Here is a 19,042-nt window from a genome sequence, read left to right on the forward strand (position 1 = left end):
GACTATGCAACGCTACTCGGGCTTCGGCCTCTTCAAACACTCCCTCAGCCATCACGAAAACTGGCAGAAAATGTGGCGCACGCCGACCCCTAAAAAGGTCTATGACGTGGTCATCGTCGGCGGTGGCGGGCATGGTCTGGCGACCGCCTACTACCTGGCCAAGGAGCACGGCATCACCAACGTGGCCGTGGTCGAGAAAGGCTGGCTGGGCGGCGGTAACACCGCGCGCAACACCACCATCGTTCGCTCCAACTACCTGTGGGACGAGTCGGCGCACCTGTACGAACACGCGATGAAATTGTGGGAAGGCCTGTCCCAGGACCTGAACTACAACGTGATGTTCTCCCAGCGCGGCGTTTACAACCTGTGCCACACGCTTCAAGACATCCGTGATTCCGAGCGTCGGGTCAGCGCCAACCGCCTCAACGGCGTGGACGGCGAACTGCTCGATGCCAAACAAGTGGCTGACGAGATTCCGTACCTCGACTGCTCGAAGAACACTCGCTACCCGGTAATGGGCGCAACCGTCCAGCGTCGCGGCGGCGTGGCCCGTCACGATGCCGTGGCCTGGGGCTTTGCCCGTGCCGCTGACGCACTGGGCGTGGACTTGATTCAACAGACCGAAGTGATCGGTTTCCGCAAGGAAAACGGCGTGTGCATCGGTGTTGAAACCAACAAAGGCTTCATCGGCGCCAAGCGCGTCGGTGTGGTGACCGCCGGTAACTCCGGGCACATGGCCAAACTCGCCGGTTTCCGTCTGCCGATCGAATCGCACCCGCTGCAAGCGCTGGTGTCCGAGCCGATCAAGCCGATTATCGACAGCGTGATCATGTCCAACGCCGTACACGGTTACATCAGCCAGTCCGACAAGGGCGACCTGGTGATCGGCGCCGGTATCGACGGCTACAACGGCTACGGCCAGCGTGGTTCGTACCCGGTGATCGAGCACACCATTCAGGCCATCGTCGAGATGTTCCCGGTGTTGTCCCGCGTACGCATGAACCGTCAGTGGGGCGGCATCGTCGACACCACGCCGGATGCATGCCCGATCATTTCGAAAACTCCGGTCCCGAACATGTTCTTCAACTGCGGTTGGGGCACCGGTGGCTTCAAGGCAACACCTGGCTCGGGCAACGTGTTTGCCGCGAGTCTGGCCAAGGGTGAAATGCACCCATTGGCTGCACCTTTCTCCATCGACCGTTTCCACAACGGTGCGTTGATCGATGAACACGGCGCTGCTGCGGTTGCCCACTAACAGGAGAAATCCCCATGTTGCATATCTTCTGTCCTCACTGCGGCGAACTGCGCTCCGAAGAGGAATTCCACGCATCCGGCCAGGCGCACATCCCGCGTCCACTGGATCCGAACAGCTGCACCGACGAGGAGTGGGGCGACTACATGTTCTTCCGCGACAACCCTCGCGGTCTGCACCACGAGCTGTGGGATCACGTCGCCGGTTGCCGTCAGTACTTCAACGCCACCCGTGACACCGTGACCTACGAGATTCTCGAAACTTACAAGATCGGCACCAAGCCACAATTCACCGACAAGACCGATAGCCCGAAAGCGGCCGCCACGGCTCTGGGAGAGAAGGTATGAGCCAGATCAATCGCCTGTCCAACGGCGGACGGATCGACCGCAACAAAGTGCTGAGCTTCACCTTCAACGGCCAGACCTACAAAGGCTTTGAAGGCGATTCCCTGGCCGCGGCCTTGCTGGCCAACGGTGTCGACATCATCGGTCGCAGCTTCAAGTATTCCCGTCCGCGCGGCATCTTCGCCGCCGGTGCCGAAGAGCCGAACGCTGTGCTGCAGATCGGCGCGACCGAAGCCACGCAGATCCCGAACGTACGCGCCACGCAACAAGCGCTGTATCAAGGTTTGGTCGCCACCAGCACCAACGGCTGGCCGAGCGTGAACAACGACATGATGGGGATTCTCGGTAAGGTCGGCGGCAAGCTGATGCCGCCGGGCTTCTACTACAAAACCTTCATGTACCCGCAATCGTTCTGGATGACTTACGAGAAGTACATTCGTAAGGCCGCCGGTCTTGGCCGTTCGCCGACCGAGAACGATCCGGACACCTACGACTACATGAACCAGCACTGCGACGTGCTGATCGTCGGCGGTGGCCCGGCTGGCCTGGCCGCTGCACTGGCGGCTGCTCGCAGCGGTGCCCGTGTGATCCTCGCCGATGAGCAGGAAGAGTTCGGCGGCAGCCTGCTCGATTCCCGCGAAAGCCTCGACGGCAAGCCTGCCACCGAGTGGGTCGCCAGCGTCATCGCCGAGCTGAAAAACACCCCGGACGTGCTGCTGTTGCCGCGCGCCACGGTCAACGGTTACCACGACCATAACTTCCTGACCATTCACGAGCGCCTGACCGATCACCTCGGCGACCGCGCTCCGATTGGCCAGGTGCGCCAGCGCATCCACCGGGTTCGCGCCAAGCGTGTAGTGCTGGCGACCGGTACTCACGAACGTCCACTGGTTTACGGCAACAACGACGTGCCGGGCAACATGCTCGCCGGCGCGGTGTCGACTTACGTGCGTCGTTACGGCGTGGCACCGGGCAAGAAACTGGTGCTGTCGACCAACAACGATCACGCCTACCGTGTTGCACTGGATTGGCTCGACGCCAGTCTGCAAGTCGTCGCCATCGCCGATGCCCGCAGCAATCCGCGCGGTGCGCTGGTGGAAGAAGCACGCGCCAAAGGCATTCGCATCCTGACCGGCAGCGCCGTGATCGAGGCCCGTGGCAGTAAGCACGTGACTGCTGCTCGCGTTGCCGCGATTGATGTAAAAGCACACACCGTGACCAGCCCGGGCGAGTGGCTCGATTGCGACCTGGTCGCCAGCTCTGGCGGTTACAGCCCGGTGGTTCACCTGGCATCGCACTTGGGCGGCAAGCCGATCTGGCGTGAAGACATCCTCGGTTTCGTACCGGGCGAAGCACCGCAAAAACGCGTGTGCGTCGGTGGCATCAATGGCGTCTACGGCCTCGGCGATTCCCTGGCCGATGGTTTTGAAGGTGGTGCTCGCGCCGCCAGCGAAGCCGGTTTCGGCAAGGTCGAAGGCGTACTGCCCAAAGCCCTGAGCCGTCTGGAAGAGCCGACGCTGGCGCTGTTCCAGGTGCCTCACGAAAAAGCCACTGCCCGTGCGCCGAAGCAATTCGTCGACCTGCAGAACGACGTCACCGCTGCCGCCATCGAACTGGCGACCCGTGAAGGCTTCGAGTCGGTCGAGCACGTCAAGCGCTACACCGCGCTGGGCTTCGGCACTGACCAGGGCAAGCTCGGCAACGTCAACGGTCTGGCCATCGCCGCCCGTTCGCTGAACGTGACCATCCCGCAGATGGGCACCACCATGTTCCGTCCGAACTACACGCCGGTAACATTTGGCGCCGTGGCCGGCCGTCACTGTGGGCACATCTTCGAGCCGGTGCGTTTCACTGCGCTGCATCACTGGCACGTGAAGAACGGCGCCGAGTTCGAAGACGTCGGTCAATGGAAGCGTCCATGGTACTTCCCAAAAAACGGTGAAGACCTGCACACCGCCGTGAAGCGCGAGTGCAAAGCCGTGCGCGACAGCGTCGGCCTGCTGGACGCTTCGACCCTGGGCAAAATCGACATCCAGGGCCCGGATTCCCGTGAGTTCCTCAACCGCATCTACACCAACGCCTGGACCAAGCTCGATGTGGGCAAGGCTCGCTACGGCCTGATGTGCAAAGAAGACGGCATGGTGTTCGACGACGGCGTGACTGCATGCCTGGCCGACAACCATTTCGTGATGACCACCACCACCGGCGGCGCTGCACGTGTGCTGCAATGGCTGGAAATCTACCACCAGACCGAATGGCCAGACCTGAAGGTGTACTTCACGTCCGTGACGGATCACTGGGCAACCATGACCCTGTCCGGGCCGAACAGCCGCAAGCTGCTCAGCGAAGTCACCGACATCGACCTGAGCAACGAAGCCTTCCCGTTCATGACCTGGAAAGAAGGTCTGGTCGGCGGTGTGCCGGCGCGGGTGTTCCGGATTTCGTTTACCGGTGAACTGTCGTACGAAGTCAACGTTCAGGCCGACTACGCCATGGGCGTTCTGGAAAAAATCGTCGAGGCCGGGAAGAAGTACAACCTGACCCCGTACGGCACCGAAACCATGCACGTGCTGCGGGCCGAGAAGGGCTTCATCATCGTCGGTCAGGACACTGACAGCTCGATGACCCCGGATGACCTGAACATGGGCTGGTGTGTCGGTCGCACCAAACCGTTCTCGTGGATTGGCCAGCGTGGCATGAACCGCGAAGACTGCGTGCGTGATCAACGCAAACAGCTGGTCGGTCTGAAGCCGATCGATCCGACCAAATGGCTGCCGGAAGGGGCGCAACTGGTGTTCAACACCAAGCAGGCGATCCCGATGACCATGGTCGGTCACGTGACCTCCAGCTACTTGCACAACTCCCTGGGCTATTCGTTTGCCATGGGTGTGGTCAAGGGCGGCTTGAAGCGCATGGGTGAGCGTGTGTTCGCACCGCTGGCCGATGGCAGCGTGATCGAGGCGGAAATCGTTTCTTCGGTGTTCTTCGATCCGAAAGGCGATCGCCAGAACATCTAACGGCCCTAGATCTTGTGGGTGGGCAATGACACCGAGTCGGCCCATTCGCGAGCAAGCCCGCTCCCACAGGGGACCGCGGTCGAAATGTGGGAGCGGGCTTGCTCGCGAAGACGGCAGCCCGGTCACCACAAGGGTTGAGACCAACCGCACAACAGAATTCAGGAACAGGTGCTTTATGACCGCAGCCAATGTTTACCAACAACGCCCAACCACTGGGGCCAAGGCCGAGTCGTCGCTGCATCACGCCGACCTCGCCAGCCTGGTGGGCAAGGGCCGCAAAAGCGCCGGCGTGATCGTGCGTGAGAAAAAACTCCTCGGCCACCTGACCATTCGTGGCGATGGCCACGATGCTGCGTTCGCTGCCGGTGTGCACAAAGCCCTCGGTATCGAATTGCCGGGCGCGCTGACCGTCGTCGTCAAAGGCGAAACCAGCCTGCAATGGATGGGGCCGGATGAATGGCTGCTGATCGTGCCGACCGGTGAAGAATTCGCCGCCGAGAAGAAACTGCGTGAAGCGCTGGGCGACCTGCACATCGCGATCACCAACGTCAGTGGCGGCCAGCAGCTCCTCGAACTGAGCGGCCCGAATGTGCGCCAGGTGCTGATGAAGTCCACCAGCTACGACGTGCACCCCAACAACTTCCCGGTGGGCAAGGCTGTGGGCACCGTGTTTGCCAAATCGCAACTGGTGATCCGCCATACCGCTGAAGACACCTGGGAACTGCTGATTCGTCGCAGCTTTTCGGATTACTGGTGGTTGTGGTTGCAGGATGCGGCTGCCGAATATGGCCTGAGCGTCCAGGCCTGACCCAGTGGTATGTCAAGACTGCTTTTGTGGCGAGGGAGCTTGCTCCCGCTCGGCTGCGAAGCAGTCGTGAAACCTGAATCCGCGTTCCTTCTGAAGGAGTGCGGTTGCTGATTTTGGGGTCGCTTCGCAACCCAGCGGGAGCAAGCTCCCTCGCCACAGGTCTTCGCAGTCGCGTAGGTATTTTCGAACAGGAGTCACCGCACTATGAGCCGCGCCCCAGACACATGGATTCTGACCGCCGACTGCCCAAGCGTCCTCGGCACCGTGGATGCGGTGACCCGCTTTCTGTTCGAGCAGGGCTGCTACGTCACTGAGCACCATTCCTTCGATGATCGGCTTTCGGGCCGTTTCTTCATTCGCGTGGAATTTCGCCAGCCCGACGGTTTCGACGAACAAGCCTTCCGCGCCGGTCTCGAAGAGCGTGGTAAAGCCTTCGGCATGATCTTCGAACTGACGCCGCCGAACTACCGCCCGAAAGTGGTGATCATGGTTTCCAAAGCCGATCACTGCCTCAACGATTTGCTCTACCGCCAGCGCATCGGCCAATTGTCGATGGACGTGGCCGCCGTGGTCTCCAACCACCCGGACCTCAAGCCGTTGGCGGACTGGCATCAGATTCCGTACTACCACTTCCCGCTGGACCCGAACGACAAACCGTCCCAGGAGCGTCAGGTCTGGCAGGTGATCGAAGAGTCCGGCGCCGAACTGGTGATCCTTGCCCGCTACATGCAAGTCCTGTCGCCAGAGCTGTGCCGCAAACTCGACGGCAAGGCAATCAACATCCATCACTCCCTGCTGCCGGGTTTCAAGGGCGCCAAGCCCTATCACCAGGCCTACAACAAGGGCGTGAAACTGGTCGGCGCCACGGCGCACTACATCAACAACGACCTGGACGAAGGCCCGATCATCGCCCAGGGCGTAGAGGCCGTGGACCACAGTCATTACCCGGAAGATCTGATCGCCAAGGGGCGGGATATCGAGGGGCTGACATTGGCGCGGGCGGTGGGTTATCACATTGAACGAAGAGTGTTTCTCAACGCCAATCGCACCGTCGTTCTTTAGATCGCCTTCGCGAGCAAGCCCGCTCCCACAGGGGGTCTGCGCCGTACACGAAATGTGGCTACATCCCAGAACCAATGTGGGAGCGGGCTTGCTCGCGAAGAGGCCATAACAGACAACACAAGACACACGGGCAATAACCCGAGCAATCAACGCGCCGCCGATCCATGGCGACGCGCCCGTTACATAAAAACAACAGCGAGGTGAAAGCATGTCTGGCAATCGTGGTGTGGTGTATCTCGGCAATGGCAAAGTCGAAGTACAAAAAATCGACTATCCGAAAATGCAGGACCCGCGCGGCAGGAAGATTAATCACGCTGTCATCCTGCGTGTGGTGTCCACCAACATCTGTGGTTCCGACCAGCACATGGTGCGCGGTCGTACAACCGCTCAAACCGGCCTGGTACTGGGTCACGAAATCACCGGTGAAGTGATCGAGAAGGGCAGCGACGTCGAGAACCTGCAGATCGGCGATCTGGTGTCCGTCCCGTTCAACGTCGCTTGCGGGCGCTGCCGTTCCTGCAAAGAGATGCACACCGGTGTCTGTCTGAGTGTTAACCCGGCGCGTCCGGGCGGTGCTTACGGTTATGTCGACATGGGCGACTGGACCGGCGGTCAGGCTGAATACGCGATGGTGCCGTATGCCGACTTCAACCTGCTCAAACTGCCTGACCGCGACAAGGCCATGGAAAAAATCCGTGACCTGACCTGCCTCTCCGACATCCTGCCGACCGGTTACCACGGCGCAGTGACGGCGGGCGTTGGCCCGGGCAGCACCGTGTACATCGCTGGTGCCGGTCCTGTCGGTCTGGCCGCTGCCGCTTCCGCTCGCCTGTTGGGCGCGGCCGTGGTGATCATCGGTGACGTCAACACCGTCCGCCTGGCGCATGCCAAGGCTCAAGGTTTTGAAATCGCCGACCTGTCCCTGGACACCCCGCTGCACGAACAGATCGCTGCGTTGCTGGGCGAGCCTGAAGTGGATTGCGCCGTCGACGCCGTGGGCTTCGAAGCGCGTGGTCACGGCCATGACGGGGTGAAACACGAAGCTCCGGCCACTGTACTGAACTCGCTGATGGGCGTGGTTCGGGTGGCTGGCAAAATCGGTATCCCGGGCTTGTACGTGACTGAAGATCCGGGAGCAGTCGACGCCGCCGCGAAGATGGGCAGCCTGAGCATCCGCTTCGGTCTGGGCTGGGCCAAATCCCACAGCTTCCACACGGGTCAAACGCCAGTGATGAAGTACAACCGCCAACTGATGCAGGCGATCATGTGGGACCGTATCCACATTGCCGACATCGTGGGTGTTGAGGTGATCAACCTCGACGACGCGCCACGTGGTTATGGTGAGTTCGATGCGGGCGTGCCGAAGAAGTTTGTGATCGATCCGCACAAACTGTTCAGCGCAGCGTAACGGCTTCAGGCAAAACAAAACGGCGACCCTCGGGTCGCCGTTTTTTATGGCTGTGATGATCGTTCCCATGTTTGGTCCATTCTTTTTCGACTGTTCGTCAGGGGCTTGCCAAACCTGGGAACAATCCCCCTGGATGCCAGTCCAAACCACGATTTTCCGCCGCCCATTGCCGGGCGGTTTTCATGGCACATGAGGATGTCTGGATGAAGATTTCACGCGGTTTTGCACTGGCTTCGCTGATGTGTCTGGCGGCCGGTCCGGTCTTTGCTCAGTTCAGCCTGTTCGATGCGGCCAATGCCCTCTCCGGCACGCAGGACGATGACGCCGCCGCAGCCGCGCCAACCGCGCAGACGGCCGATCTGCTAAGTGCGCTCAGCCAATTGGACGTGACGACAGAACAAGCCATTGGCGGTGCCGGGGCGATGCTCGGTCTGGCGAAGAATCAATTGAGTTCGACCGACTACTCAGAATTGGCCAAAAGCGTGCCCGGAATCGACTTGCTGTCCGGTGGCGGTGAACTGGGCGTCCTCAGCGGCTTGCTTGGCTCGTCCGGTAAAGCGTCAGGTCTGGACAACCTCTTGGGCAACGTGAGTAACACCAACGACCTGAACAGTGCCTTCAACGCGTTGGGCATGGACACTGGCATGATCGGCCTGTTTGCCCCCGTGCTTCTGAAATTTTTCGGTCAGCAGGGCGTCGGCGGTTCACTGCTGACAAACCTGGGCGGGATCTGGGGCGCAGGCACCGGTACCTGATTCAGCGGCGCTCGGCGCGCAACGCGTCGATGCGCAGGTCCTTCTCGATCCAGAGCTGGTTGACCCAGTTCTGGATGGTTTCGCGAAACTGCGGATCGTTTTCGTAATCGCCCTGCCACAGCGCCGGGTCGAGTTCGCGGGTCTTGATGTCGATGATGACCCTCGGGACGTTGCCGCTGAGCAAATCCCAAAACCCCGGAATCGTCTGCTGCGGATACACCACCGTCACATCAAGGACGGCGTCCAGCTGTTCACCCATTGCCGCCAGAACAAACGCCACGCCACCAGCCTTGGGCCTGAGCAGGTGGGTGAAGGTTGATTGCTGCTGGGCACTTTTCGCTGCGGTATAGCGAGTGCCTTCCAGGTAATTGACCACCGTCACCGGTTGACGCTTGTACAACTCGCACGCCGCTTTAGTGATCTCCAGGTCCTTGCCGGCCAACTCAGGGTGCTTCGCCAGGAATGCCTTGGTGTAGCGTTTCATGAACGGGTAATCCAGCGCCCACCACGCTAACCCGAGAAACGGCACCCAGATCAGCTCTTTCTTGAGGAAGAACTTGAAGAACGGCGTGCGCCGGTTCAGCGTTTGAATCAGCGCCGGGATATCGACCCAGGATTGATGATTGCTGATCACCAGATATGACGTGTCGACCCGCAGATCCTCGCCGCCACGGATGTCCCATTGGGTGGGGATGCACAGGCGGAAAATCAGCTTGTCGATTTCGGCCCAGGTCTCGGCGATCCCCATCACCGTCCATGAGGCGTAATCACGCAAGCGCCCGGGCAGGACCAGTTTGAGCAAGGCGAACACCATCAGCGGCCCGAACAGGACGAGGGTGTTGAGCAACAGCAGCAGGGTAACGAAACAGCCGGTGAGCAGGCGGCGCATAAGTAACTCTTGAAAGCCTTTGGGCGCGCAATGATAAGCAGCTTCGGACGGCAGGCCAAATCGGTGACGACGAATGTTTCACCTTTTCGGCGGTATGCTTGAGCAGATTTGAACCTGTCGGGCATTTGTGGGGACTGTGCCGGCCTCTTCGCGGGCAAGCCCGCTCCCACAGTAGATTGGGGTGTACCCAAGGTTTGTGAACGACACGAAACCCTGTGGGAGCGTGGCTTGCCCGCGAAGCGATTTCAAGAACGAACGAATTGCTCACTGACGGTCTAAAGTTCCGCTGTCCACTCCTCAAGGAAGCCCATTACGTGAAATCTATCCTTGCACTGCTTTCCCTCGTGGCCCTGCCGGTCCTGGCTGCTGAGCCGACCCTGTACGGGCGCTATGAATACATCGCGCTGCCGGAAATCGGTGGCGAAGTCCTCAAGGCCAAGATGGACACTGGCGCCCTGACCGCGTCGCTGTCGGCCAAAGACATCGAAACCTTCACCCGCGATGGCGACGAGTGGGTGCGTTTCCGCCTTGCTACCAAAGGCGCGAGCAACAAGGTCTACGAACACAAGATCGCGCGGATCAGCAAGATCAAGACTCGCTCCGAAGAAGACGAGGACGACAAAGAAGCGGTCGAACCCACCAAGCGTCCGGTGGTTGATCTGGAACTGTGCCTGGGCAACGTCAAGCGCACCGTGGAGGTCAACCTCACTGACCGCAGCAGCTTCAACTACCCTTTGTTGATCGGTGCCAAAGCCTTGCGTGAGTTCGGCGCGGCGGTGAACCCGGCACGGCGCTTTACCGCGGACAAACCCGACTGCTGATTTCAAGTGGTCTCATTGACGTGACGTGAGCCTTGGGGCACCGTTCGCCCACTTAATCCCCGGGCTCGGACGCCATGCCTCATATCCTGATTGTCGAAGACGAAGCGGCGATTGCCGACACCCTGATTTTCGCCTTGCAGGGCGAGGGCTTCACCACCACCTGGCTGAACCTTGGCGCCGCTGCGCTTGAGCATCAGCGCCAGACTCCGGCCGACCTGATCATTCTCGACATTGGTCTGCCGGACATCAGCGGCTTCGAGACCTGTAAGCAATTGCGGCGTTTCAGCGAAGTGCCGGTGATCTTCCTCAGCGCCCGTGATGCCGAAATCGATCGCGTCGTGGGCCTGGAAATCGGTGCCGACGATTACGTGGTCAAGCCGTTCAGCCCAAGGGAAGTGGCGGCGCGGGTCCGTGCGATTCTCAAACGCATGGCGCCGCGAGCGGCTGCCGAGGTGGCATCGACGCTGTTTCGAATCGACAGCGAACGGGTGCAGATCAGCTATCGCGGTCAGCTTCTATCCCTGACCCGCCATGAATTCCGTCTGCTGCAATGCCTGCTGGACCAACCCGAACGCGTCTTCAGCCGCGAGCAATTGCTCGATGCGCTGGGCGTCGCTGCTGATGCCGGGTACGAGCGCAGCATCGACAGCCACATCAAGAGCGTGCGCGCCAAATTGCGCCAGGTGAGGGCCGACGCGGAGCCGATCCAGACCCATCGCGGCCTCGGCTACAGCTACAGCCCGGGGCGTAGCTGATGCCTCTGGGGATCCGGATTTTTCTGGTCTACGTGCTGTTTATCGGCCTGACCGGTTATTTCGTGCTGAACACCGTGATGGAGGAAATCCGTCCCGGCGTGCGCCAGTCCACCGAAGAAACGCTGGTCGACACCGCCAACCTGATGGCCGAGATTCTGCGCGATGACTTCAAGGCCGGCACCTTGAACAAGAACCGCTGGCCCGAACTGCTCAAGGCTTATGGCGAACGGCAACCGAAGGCGAGCATCTGGGGCTTGCCGAAAAATCAGGTCAACCACCGCATCTACGTCACCGATGCCAAGGGCGTTGTGGTACTGGACTCCAGCGGAGTGGCAGTGGGGCAGGATTACTCGCGCTGGAACGACGTTTTACTGACCCTGCGAGGCGAATACGGCGCTCGTTCCAGCCGCAGCGACCCGAACGATCCGAACTCCTCAGTGATGCACGTCGGCGCCCCGATTCGCGACAACGGCCAGATCATCGGTGTGGTCACCGTCGCCAAACCCAATAGCTCGCTGCAGCCATACGTTGATCGCACCGAACGGCGATTGCTTGCCTGGGGGGCCGGGCTGATCGGCCTCGGTCTGCTGTTTGGCGCGCTGTTGTCGTGGTGGTTGAGCGCTGCGCTGCGGCGGCTGACTGCTTACGCTCAGGCCGTCAGTGAAGGCCGGCGGGTCGAGGTTCCGCATTACCGTGGCGGTGAACTCGAGCAACTGGCGACGGCGGTGGAGCAGATGCGCACGCAGCTCGAAGGCAAAGCCTACGTCGAGCGTTACGTGCACACTTTGACCCACGAACTGAAAAGCCCGCTGGCGGCGATTCGTGGTGCGGCGGAATTGCTGCAAAGCGAGATGCCGCTGGCCCAGCAACAGCGTTTTGTCAGCAACATCGACAGCGAAAGTGCGCGAATGCAGCAGTTGATCGAGCGTCTGTTGAATCTGGCCTTGGTCGAGCAACGCCAAGGGCTGGAGGAACAGGTGGCGGTGCCGCTGGCGAAGTTGATAGATGAATTGCTGAGCGCTCAGGCGGCGCGCATCGAAGGCAAGCAGTTGCGCGTGGAACGAACCATTGCAGCGGATCTGATGCTGACCGGTGAACCGTTCCTGTTGCGTCAGGCGCTGGGCAATCTGCTGGAGAATGCGTTGGATTTCACGCCTGCAACGGGCGTGTTGCGATTCAGTGCCGCAAAGGTCGGCGAGCAAATCGAATTCAAACTTTTTAACCAGGCCGAGGCGATTCCCGACTATGCGTTGCCGCGGTTGAGCGAACGTTTTTATTCCCTGCCGCGGCCGGACAGCGGGCGCAAGAGTACGGGGTTGGGGCTCAACTTCGTTGAAGAGGTGGTTAAGTTGCATGGTGGCGCGGTGAGCATCGGTAATGTCGATGGTGGTGTTCAAGTCATATTGCGTATGCCTGCTTAGATCCACCCCTCACCCCAGCCCTCTCCCCACGGGGGAGAGGGGAAAGGGAGCAGATCTTCAAGCTTTTCAAAACCTGAGTTCGACTCTATTTTCCCGGTCGCAAAATTTCTCAAGAACACCTCGGTCAGTCCCCTCTACCCCCTGGGGCGGTCCGACGTTTCGGGAGGGTTAGGGTGAGGGGTGGTTTTCCTTGCCGAAAACACTCTCCACAAAGTCTCCACATTCCCCCCACACACCCTCCACATACAAATCCCAGACTCTCCCCATCCAAACAGGGAGAGTCCCATGAACCGCAGCCTGACCCTAAAACTCGGGGCAATTGCCCTTCTGATTCTGTTGTTGCTGATCCCGCTCCTGATGATTAACGGCGTAATCCAGGACCGCCAGCAACTGCGCGACGGCGTGCTCGAAGACATCGCCCGCAGTTCCAGCTACAGCCAGCAACTGAGCGGTCCGATCATGGTGGTGCCGTATCGCAAAGTGGTGCGGATCTGGAAGACCAATGAGAAAACCAACAAGCGCTACCAGGAAACCGGCGAAGAACGCGGCCAACTGTATTTTCTGCCGGAGCGTTTCGAGCTCGACGGCAAGGTGCAGACCGAGTTGCGCTCGCGGGGGATTTACGAGGCGCGGCTGTACCACGCCGACAACCACATCAGCGGCCTGTTTTCGATTCCCGCGCAGCTGGGCATCAAGGAAGATTTCGCCGACTATCAGTTTGATCAAGCATTTCTGACGATAGGCATCAGCGATATCCGCGGGATCGAAAATGCCCTGAAACTGGACCTCAATGGTCAGAGTCTGGACTTTGAACCGGGCACGCAGCTGGGCTGGCTAGGCGAGGGGGCACACGTCATGTTGCCCGCGCTGGACAGGCACAAAGGCGCGGAACTGGCGTTCGCCTTTGACCTGCGCCTGCAGGGCACCGGCCAATTGCAGATCACTCCGGTCGGCAAAACCAGCAAGGTGCAACTGGCGGCCAACTGGCCTCACCCGAGTTTTATCGGCAACTACTTGCCGGCTCAGCGTGAAGTCACCGGGACAGGTTTTACCGCGAATTGGCAGACTTCGTTCTTTTCCACCAACCTGGAAGAAGCCTTGACCAACTGCCTGACCAGCGACCGTTGTGACGAGTTCAAGAGCCGCAACTTCGGGGTGAGTTTCATCGATCCGGTGGATCAGTACCTCAAGAGTGATCGGGCGATCAAATACGCGCTGCTGTTCATTGCCCTGACCTTCGCCGGATTCTTCCTGTTCGAAGTGCTCAAAAGCATGGCCGTGCATCCAATCCAGTACGCGCTGGTGGGTGTGGCGCTGGCGTTTTTCTACCTGCTGTTGCTGTCGCTGTCCGAGCACATCGGCTTTGCCCTGGCGTATCTGTTGTCGGCGGGCAGCTGTGTATTGTTGATCGGGTTTTATGTCTGCCATGTGCTGCGCAGCGTGCGTCACGGCTTGAGTTTTTCGGCAGGGCTGGCGGCGTTGTATGGCTTGCTCTATGGCTTGCTCAGTGCCGAGGATTACGCGTTGTTGATGGGTTCGCTGCTGTTGTTCGGGTTGTTGGGCGTGTTCATGGTGCTGACCCGCAAGCTGGACTGGTATGGGATCGGGCAGAAGCCGGCCAAGCCGTTGGTGTTTGATATTGGAGCGGTGGAATGAGCCGGTCGTTGGGGTTGCGCGAGGATCAGCGGGAAGGGGAAGCGTTGGCGACGCGGATTGCGGTGTTGTTTCCCGTGGATCCGCTGTGGTGCATTCGCGAGCAAGCCCGCTCCCACAAGGGATCTCCAGTGAACACAAAATTCGCGCACACAACTGATCAACTGTGGGAGCGAGCCTGCTCGCGAAGAGGCCCTGACAACCAGTGAAAATCTAAACCTTGGGCATAGTCGCCAGCATCGAAGGCCGCTGACTGACTTCGAAATACCAAGCAGCCAGCTTCGGATTCACCGTGCGCCATTCCAGATCCGGATGGCGCAAATCCAGGTAACCCAACGCACAGGCAACACTGATCGCCGCCACATCGAAATGGCTGGTCAGCTCGGCAATCGCGTCCGCTTCCAGCAGTGCCAGGGCGCGACGAATCTTCTCGCGCTGGCCATCGAGCCACTCATCCCAGTGTTTTTCCGGGGCGCGCAGGGCGACTTCATAACGAATCAGCACCGCAGCGTCCATGATCCCGTCGGCCAGGGAGGCCAGGGTCAGGCGCCGCCAGCGGGCTGAGCCGTCACGCGGGATCAGCGGGTTGCCGACGTGCTGGTGGTCGAGGTAATCGAGGATCACCCGGCTGTCATAAATGACGTTGCCATCGGCCAGGCGCAGGGCCGGGATTTTACCCAACGGGTTGTCTTCGTTGAGCATCAGGTCCGGGCTGACCGGCGTGAGCACGCAGTCTTGCAGCGTCACGCGGTCCTGTTGACCGGTTTCGTGCAGCAGCACCATGACTTTACGAACGAAGGGCGATAAAGGATTGTGGAACAGGGTCATGCTGGCGGCGGACATGGCAGCGTCTCGGTATGGGCAGTGCTGGGCAGCATAGCGCGTGGATCCGGGAGCTCAAACCCCCTGTGGGAGCGGGCTTGCTCGCGAAGGCGGTGTGTCAGTAAACATTGAAGCTGTCTGACACACCGCCTTCGCGAGCAAGCCCGCTCCCACAGGTTTTTAGCGGCGTTGCAGCAGGCCGCGCAGGGCAAGGGCGGCGGGAATGCCCAGGCCAAGCCAGCTCAATGCGTCCCACACGCCATCGCCCAGCAACGCGGCAAACAACCCCGCGGCGCTGAGCAGGGCGATAACCGTTGGGGTGGAGAACACCTTCCAGAAATTCGACTGCCGCGGTCTCATGCTGGACTCTCCACGTTATCGAGCACTGGTTTCGCAGCCTTGCGCCGCACCACCCACAGGTAAACCCCGCTGCCGAGCACGACGATGGTCAGCCCATCCAGCGTCGCCCAGAGGATCTTCATCGGCATGCCGCCGTAATCACCGAAGTGCAACGGCTGGGACATGCCCATGGCGTCCATGTACCACGGGCGTTCGGCCACGGCGGTGACTTGCAGGGTGTTGGCGTCGATCAGCACCGGTGTCAGCAGGTGCGAGGTCAGGTGAGTGCTGCCTTTCATGAACACCGCGTAATGGTGTTCGCTGGAGAAGCGTGTGCCGGGGAAGGCGATAAAGTCCGGCTGCATGCCCGGTGCGACTTCCTTGGCGATGTCGAGCAAGCGGGTCGCGGGCGCCAGTTGTGTCAGTGGCGGTGCGTCGCGGTACGGCGCGACCATCGCGCTCAGGCTGTCGTTGCGCCACGCGGCGATCAACAGGTCGGCGCAGGCGTTGATGACGCCGGTGACGCCGACCACCAAGGCCCAGGTCAAGGTCACCACGCCGATCAGGTTATGCAGATCGAGCCAGCGCAGACGCGTGGATTTGTCCTGGCGCACGGTGGCAAATTTCAAACGGCGCATGAACGGCAGGTACAGCACCGTCCCGGAGACAATCGCCACCACGAACAGAATCCCCATGAACGCCAGCAGCAACTTGCCCGGCAGACCGGCGAACATGTCCACGTGCAGGCGCAACATGATCATCATGAAGCCGCCGTTGGCCGACGGCATCTCCAGCGCTTCGCCGGTGCGGGCGTCGAGCATGAAGGTGTGAGACGAGTTCGGCTCGGTGCCGGCTGTGGCCGCCATGATCGTGATCGCGGCGTTGGGCTCGTCTTCGTCGAAGCCGAAATACTGCATGACCTCGCCGGGCCGATGCTTTTCAGCCGCCTGCACCAACTGCTGCAAATTCAGCTGCGGGGTGTCCGCCGGCATCGTCTTCAATTCAGCGGTATCGCCCAGCAAGTGGTCGATCTCGTGGTGAAAGATCAATGGCAGGCCGGTCAGTGCGAGCATCAGCAGGAACACGGTGCAGATCAGGCTGGACCAGGTGTGGACGAAGGACCAGCGGCGAATTGTTTTGCTTTTCATTTCATAGCCTTCAGATATACCAAAGCCGCCCCTGTCGGACGGCTCGGGTCTTGGGCGTGCCGGGTCAGGCCATTACCACTTGTAAGTAGCACTGGCGACGACGCTGCGTTGGTCGCCGTAGTAGCAGTAGAAGCTGTCGCACGTGGAGATGTAGTCCTTGTCGAACAGGTTGGTGGCGTTCAGTGCCAGGGAGGCGCCTTTGAGGCTGTTGTCCAGACGGCCCAGGTCGTAATGAACCGCGGCGTCGAACACGGTGTAGGCGTCCGCCTTGCCGAGCGACGTATTACCCTGGTCGCCGTAGGTGTTGCCGGTGTAGCGAGCGCCGGCGCCGATGCCGAAACCGTCCAGCACGCCGTTGTGCCAGGTGTAATCGGTCCACAGGGATGCCTGCTGGTTGGGCATCAGTTGCAGGCGATTGCCTTTGAAATCGCCGTTCTGCACTTCGGATTTGGCCAGGGTGTAAGCGGCGATGACCTTGAGGTTCTCGGTCACGTCGGAGACGGCTTCCAGTTCCAGGCCTTTGACTTTCACTTCACCGGTCTGGCTGGTGACCGAAACGTTGTCCGAGTTGGTCGTGGTGACGGAGACGTTTTTCTGGGTCAGGTCATAGACCGCTGCGGTCAACAGGGTGCTGCTGCCAGGCGGTTGGTACTTGATGCCCAGTTCCCACTGTTTGCCTTCAGTCGGCTTGAACGAATCGGTCGGCGATGCCGTGGCGTTGCTGGTCGGCTGGAACGACTCGGCGTACGACAGGTACGGCACGATGCCGTTGTCGAACACGTAGCTGATCGCCGCGTTGCCGCTGAAGTTCTTGTCGCGCTCGGTATGGGTGGCATCGCCTTTGTTGAAGAATTTGGTGCCGGTGTGGACCCAGTCTTCACGACCACCCAGCGTCAGACGCCATTGGTCGAGGGCCATCTGGTCCTGAACGTACAGGCCAGTCTGGTAAGTTTTCTGGTCGTAGTCATAGAACGCCGCCGAACGTGGCGGACGAACAATGGGCTGGCCATAGATCGGGTTGTTGACGTTGGTGGTCAGACCGTCACCGAAAATCGAGGTGTAGTTGGTGTTGGTGCGCTGATGATCGAGGCCGATCAGCAGCGTGTGACGGATGTCGCCGGTCGCGAAGTCGCCCTGGAAGTTGTTGTCCACGGCGAACTGGCTGATGTCCTCGTCGACACTGGTGCTCGAGCGGCCAACGTTGCCTTCGGCATCCACCTGGGTGAACGGGTAGGCGCCGGGGGTGAGGGCCTGGAAGGACAGGTCCGATTTGGTGTAACGCAGGTTCTGCTTGAACTGCCAGACATCGTTCAAACGATGTTCAAAGGCGTAGCCCAGTGCGTAATAGGTGCGGTCGTAGAATTCCCAGTCCGGATCGCCGAGGTTCTTGTGATGGGAAATCTTGCCGAGTGGCGAATGGATCTTGGTGCCTTGCACTGGCAGGAACTGGCTGGTGATGCCGGTATCGTCGCGGGTGAATTGCGTCAGCAGGGTGAACTTGGTGTCTTCGTCGATGTTCCAGGTCAGGCTCGGCGCGATGTTGTAGCGCTTGTTGTCGACGTGGTCGATCTGCGTGCCGCTGTCGCGCACCACACCGCTCAAACCGTAGAGGAACTGGCCTTCGTCATCGATCTTGCCGGTGCTGGCGAAGTTGATCTGGCGATGATTGTCGCTGCCATATTGCACCTGGATTTCGCTGCTCGACTCGGCGCTGGGACGACGGCTGACCATGTCCAGCAAGCCGCCTGGCGGGGTCTGGCCGTAAACCGACGAGGCCGGGCCGCGCAGCAGGGCGAGGCGGTCGAGGTTCCAGGTTTCCTGTTTCGGGTTGGCGTACACGCCTTTTGGCAGTGGCAGGCCATCGAGGAATTGCGTCGGCTCGAAACCGCGCACGCGCAGCCAGTCGGCACGGGTGTCGCTGCCGTAGCTGCTGGCGGTGATGCCGGGCATGTAGCGCACCGCGTCATCGAGGCTGTGCACATTGCGGTCGTCCATTTGCTCGCGGGTGGCGATCGAAATCGAGCGCGGCGCTTCGACCAGCGCGGTATCGGTCTTGGTGCCGGCGGCGGTGCGGGTCGCCAGGTAACCTTGCACCGGTCCCCAGGCACTTTCGGTGTTTTCCAGGCCAATGACGGCGGTTTCCGGCAGGGCCATCACGCCCTCGGGAACGGCCACCAGGCTGAAGGTGCCAGTGCTGCTCTGTTCCAGTTGCAGACCGGTGCCGCGCAAAGCTTCGCGCAGGGCATTGGTTGCGTCGAACTGGCCTTTGACCGGCGCCGAGGTTTTGCCTGCCGCTAGCGATGGATTCAACGACAACGCGAGGCCGGCCTGGCTGGCGATCTGATTGAGGGTGCTGGCCAATGGCGCGGCCGGCAGGTTGTAGGCGCGAACGCTGGACGCCTGTTCAGCGGCCATCAGCTGACTGCTGGCCAGAGGGGCACAAAGGGCAATGGCAATCGCCAGCAAACTGGGGCGCAACACGGTGTCTAGCGAACGGGACATACAGCGGCTCCTGAATGGAAATATTTCTCAATTGCCTAGGTGCCGG

At 60.5% G+C, this 19,042-nt stretch carries 16 protein-coding genes; 11 read left to right on the top strand and 5 right to left on the bottom strand.

Annotation, left to right across the window (positions count from 1 at the left end):
* The first annotated feature begins 4 nt into the window (after window positions 1-4).
* The 7 genes from DFS28_RS03315 to DFS28_RS03350 all read left to right on the top strand — a co-directional run bounded on the left by DFS28_RS03315 (window position 5) and on the right by DFS28_RS03350 (window position 8,646).
* Complete coding sequence (locus tag DFS28_RS03315) at window positions 5-1,255, top strand: sarcosine oxidase subunit beta (RefSeq protein WP_007947735.1); 1,251 nt, start codon at window positions 5-7, stop codon at window positions 1,253-1,255.
* 14 nt (window positions 1,256-1,269) lie between these two features.
* A complete protein-coding gene (locus DFS28_RS03320; protein WP_046818244.1) occupies window positions 1,270-1,599 on the top strand; it encodes a sarcosine oxidase subunit delta in 330 nt (109 codons plus the stop codon).
* Window positions 1,596-4,613 carry a sarcosine oxidase subunit alpha gene (locus DFS28_RS03325; RefSeq protein WP_111448540.1) on the top strand — a complete coding sequence of 1,006 codons (3,018 nt, stop codon included), beginning with the start codon at window positions 1,596-1,598 and terminating at the stop codon, window positions 4,611-4,613. Before DFS28_RS03320 ends, DFS28_RS03325 begins: the two co-directional genes overlap by 4 nt.
* Before the next feature lie 175 nt (window positions 4,614-4,788).
* Window positions 4,789-5,421 (top strand): sarcosine oxidase subunit gamma, encoded by a 633-nt coding sequence (locus DFS28_RS03330; RefSeq protein ID WP_111448541.1) that lies wholly within the window; start codon window positions 4,789-4,791, stop codon window positions 5,419-5,421.
* 204 nt (window positions 5,422-5,625) lie between these two features.
* On the top strand, window positions 5,626-6,483 hold the full coding sequence (gene purU, locus DFS28_RS03340) for a formyltetrahydrofolate deformylase (protein WP_111448542.1): 858 nt from the start codon (window positions 5,626-5,628) through the stop codon (window positions 6,481-6,483).
* A 208-nt stretch (window positions 6,484-6,691) separates the two neighbouring features.
* Complete coding sequence (gene fdhA, locus DFS28_RS03345) at window positions 6,692-7,891, top strand: formaldehyde dehydrogenase, glutathione-independent (protein WP_111448543.1); 1,200 nt, start codon at window positions 6,692-6,694, stop codon at window positions 7,889-7,891.
* A gap of 203 nt (window positions 7,892-8,094) precedes the next feature.
* Window positions 8,095-8,646, top strand: a complete 552-nt coding sequence (locus DFS28_RS03350) for a DUF2780 domain-containing protein (protein WP_111448544.1) — start codon at window positions 8,095-8,097, stop codon at window positions 8,644-8,646.
* A 1-nt stretch (window position 8,647) separates the two neighbouring features.
* Here the strand turns inward: DFS28_RS03350 and DFS28_RS03355 are convergent, their stop codons facing one another.
* The gene (locus DFS28_RS03355) at window positions 8,648-9,535 is read right to left on the bottom strand and encodes an acyltransferase (protein ID WP_111448545.1); all 888 of its coding nucleotides are present in this window, start codon (window positions 9,533-9,535) and stop codon (window positions 8,648-8,650) included.
* A gap of 314 nt (window positions 9,536-9,849) precedes the next feature.
* Between DFS28_RS03355 and DFS28_RS03360 the strand changes: the two genes are divergently transcribed.
* From DFS28_RS03360 to creD, 4 genes are all read left to right on the top strand, one after another.
* Entirely contained in the window at window positions 9,850-10,356 is a 507-nt protein-coding gene (locus tag DFS28_RS03360; RefSeq protein WP_111448546.1) for an ATP-dependent zinc protease, read from the top strand.
* Window positions 10,357-10,430: 74 nt separating this feature from the next.
* Window positions 10,431-11,111, top strand: a complete 681-nt coding sequence (creB, locus tag DFS28_RS03365) for a two-component system response regulator CreB (RefSeq protein WP_111448547.1) — start codon at window positions 10,431-10,433, stop codon at window positions 11,109-11,111.
* Window positions 11,111-12,532, top strand: coding sequence for a two-component system sensor histidine kinase CreC (gene creC, locus DFS28_RS03370; protein WP_111448548.1), 1,422 nt, complete (start codon window positions 11,111-11,113; stop codon window positions 12,530-12,532). Before creB ends, creC begins: the two co-directional genes overlap by 1 nt.
* A gap of 285 nt (window positions 12,533-12,817) precedes the next feature.
* Entirely contained in the window at window positions 12,818-14,188 is a 1,371-nt protein-coding gene (gene creD / locus DFS28_RS03375) for a cell envelope integrity protein CreD (RefSeq protein WP_111448549.1), read from the top strand.
* 210 nt (window positions 14,189-14,398) lie between these two features.
* On the opposite strand, the gene DFS28_RS03385 is transcribed toward creD, so the two are convergent.
* The 4 genes from DFS28_RS03385 to DFS28_RS03405 all read right to left on the bottom strand — a co-directional run bounded on the left by DFS28_RS03385 (window position 14,399) and on the right by DFS28_RS03405 (window position 18,996).
* Window positions 14,399-15,028 (bottom strand): glutathione S-transferase, encoded by a 630-nt coding sequence (locus DFS28_RS03385; protein ID WP_111448551.1) that lies wholly within the window; start codon window positions 15,026-15,028, stop codon window positions 14,399-14,401.
* A 159-nt stretch (window positions 15,029-15,187) separates the two neighbouring features.
* Window positions 15,188-15,367, bottom strand: coding sequence for a hypothetical protein (locus tag DFS28_RS03395; protein ID WP_008147122.1), 180 nt, complete (start codon window positions 15,365-15,367; stop codon window positions 15,188-15,190).
* Complete coding sequence (locus tag DFS28_RS03400; RefSeq protein ID WP_111448552.1) at window positions 15,364-16,494, bottom strand: PepSY domain-containing protein; 1,131 nt, start codon at window positions 16,492-16,494, stop codon at window positions 15,364-15,366. The genes DFS28_RS03395 and DFS28_RS03400 overlap by 4 nt, the downstream gene beginning before the upstream one ends.
* Window positions 16,495-16,566: 72 nt before the next feature.
* On the bottom strand, window positions 16,567-18,996 hold the full coding sequence (locus DFS28_RS03405) for a TonB-dependent siderophore receptor (RefSeq protein WP_111448553.1): 2,430 nt from the start codon (window positions 18,994-18,996) through the stop codon (window positions 16,567-16,569).
* Window positions 18,997-19,042: the final 46 nt, after the last annotated feature.

The organism is Pseudomonas sp. 478 (assembly GCF_003254125.1).
Lineage (GTDB): Bacteria > Pseudomonadota > Gammaproteobacteria > Pseudomonadales > Pseudomonadaceae > Aquipseudomonas.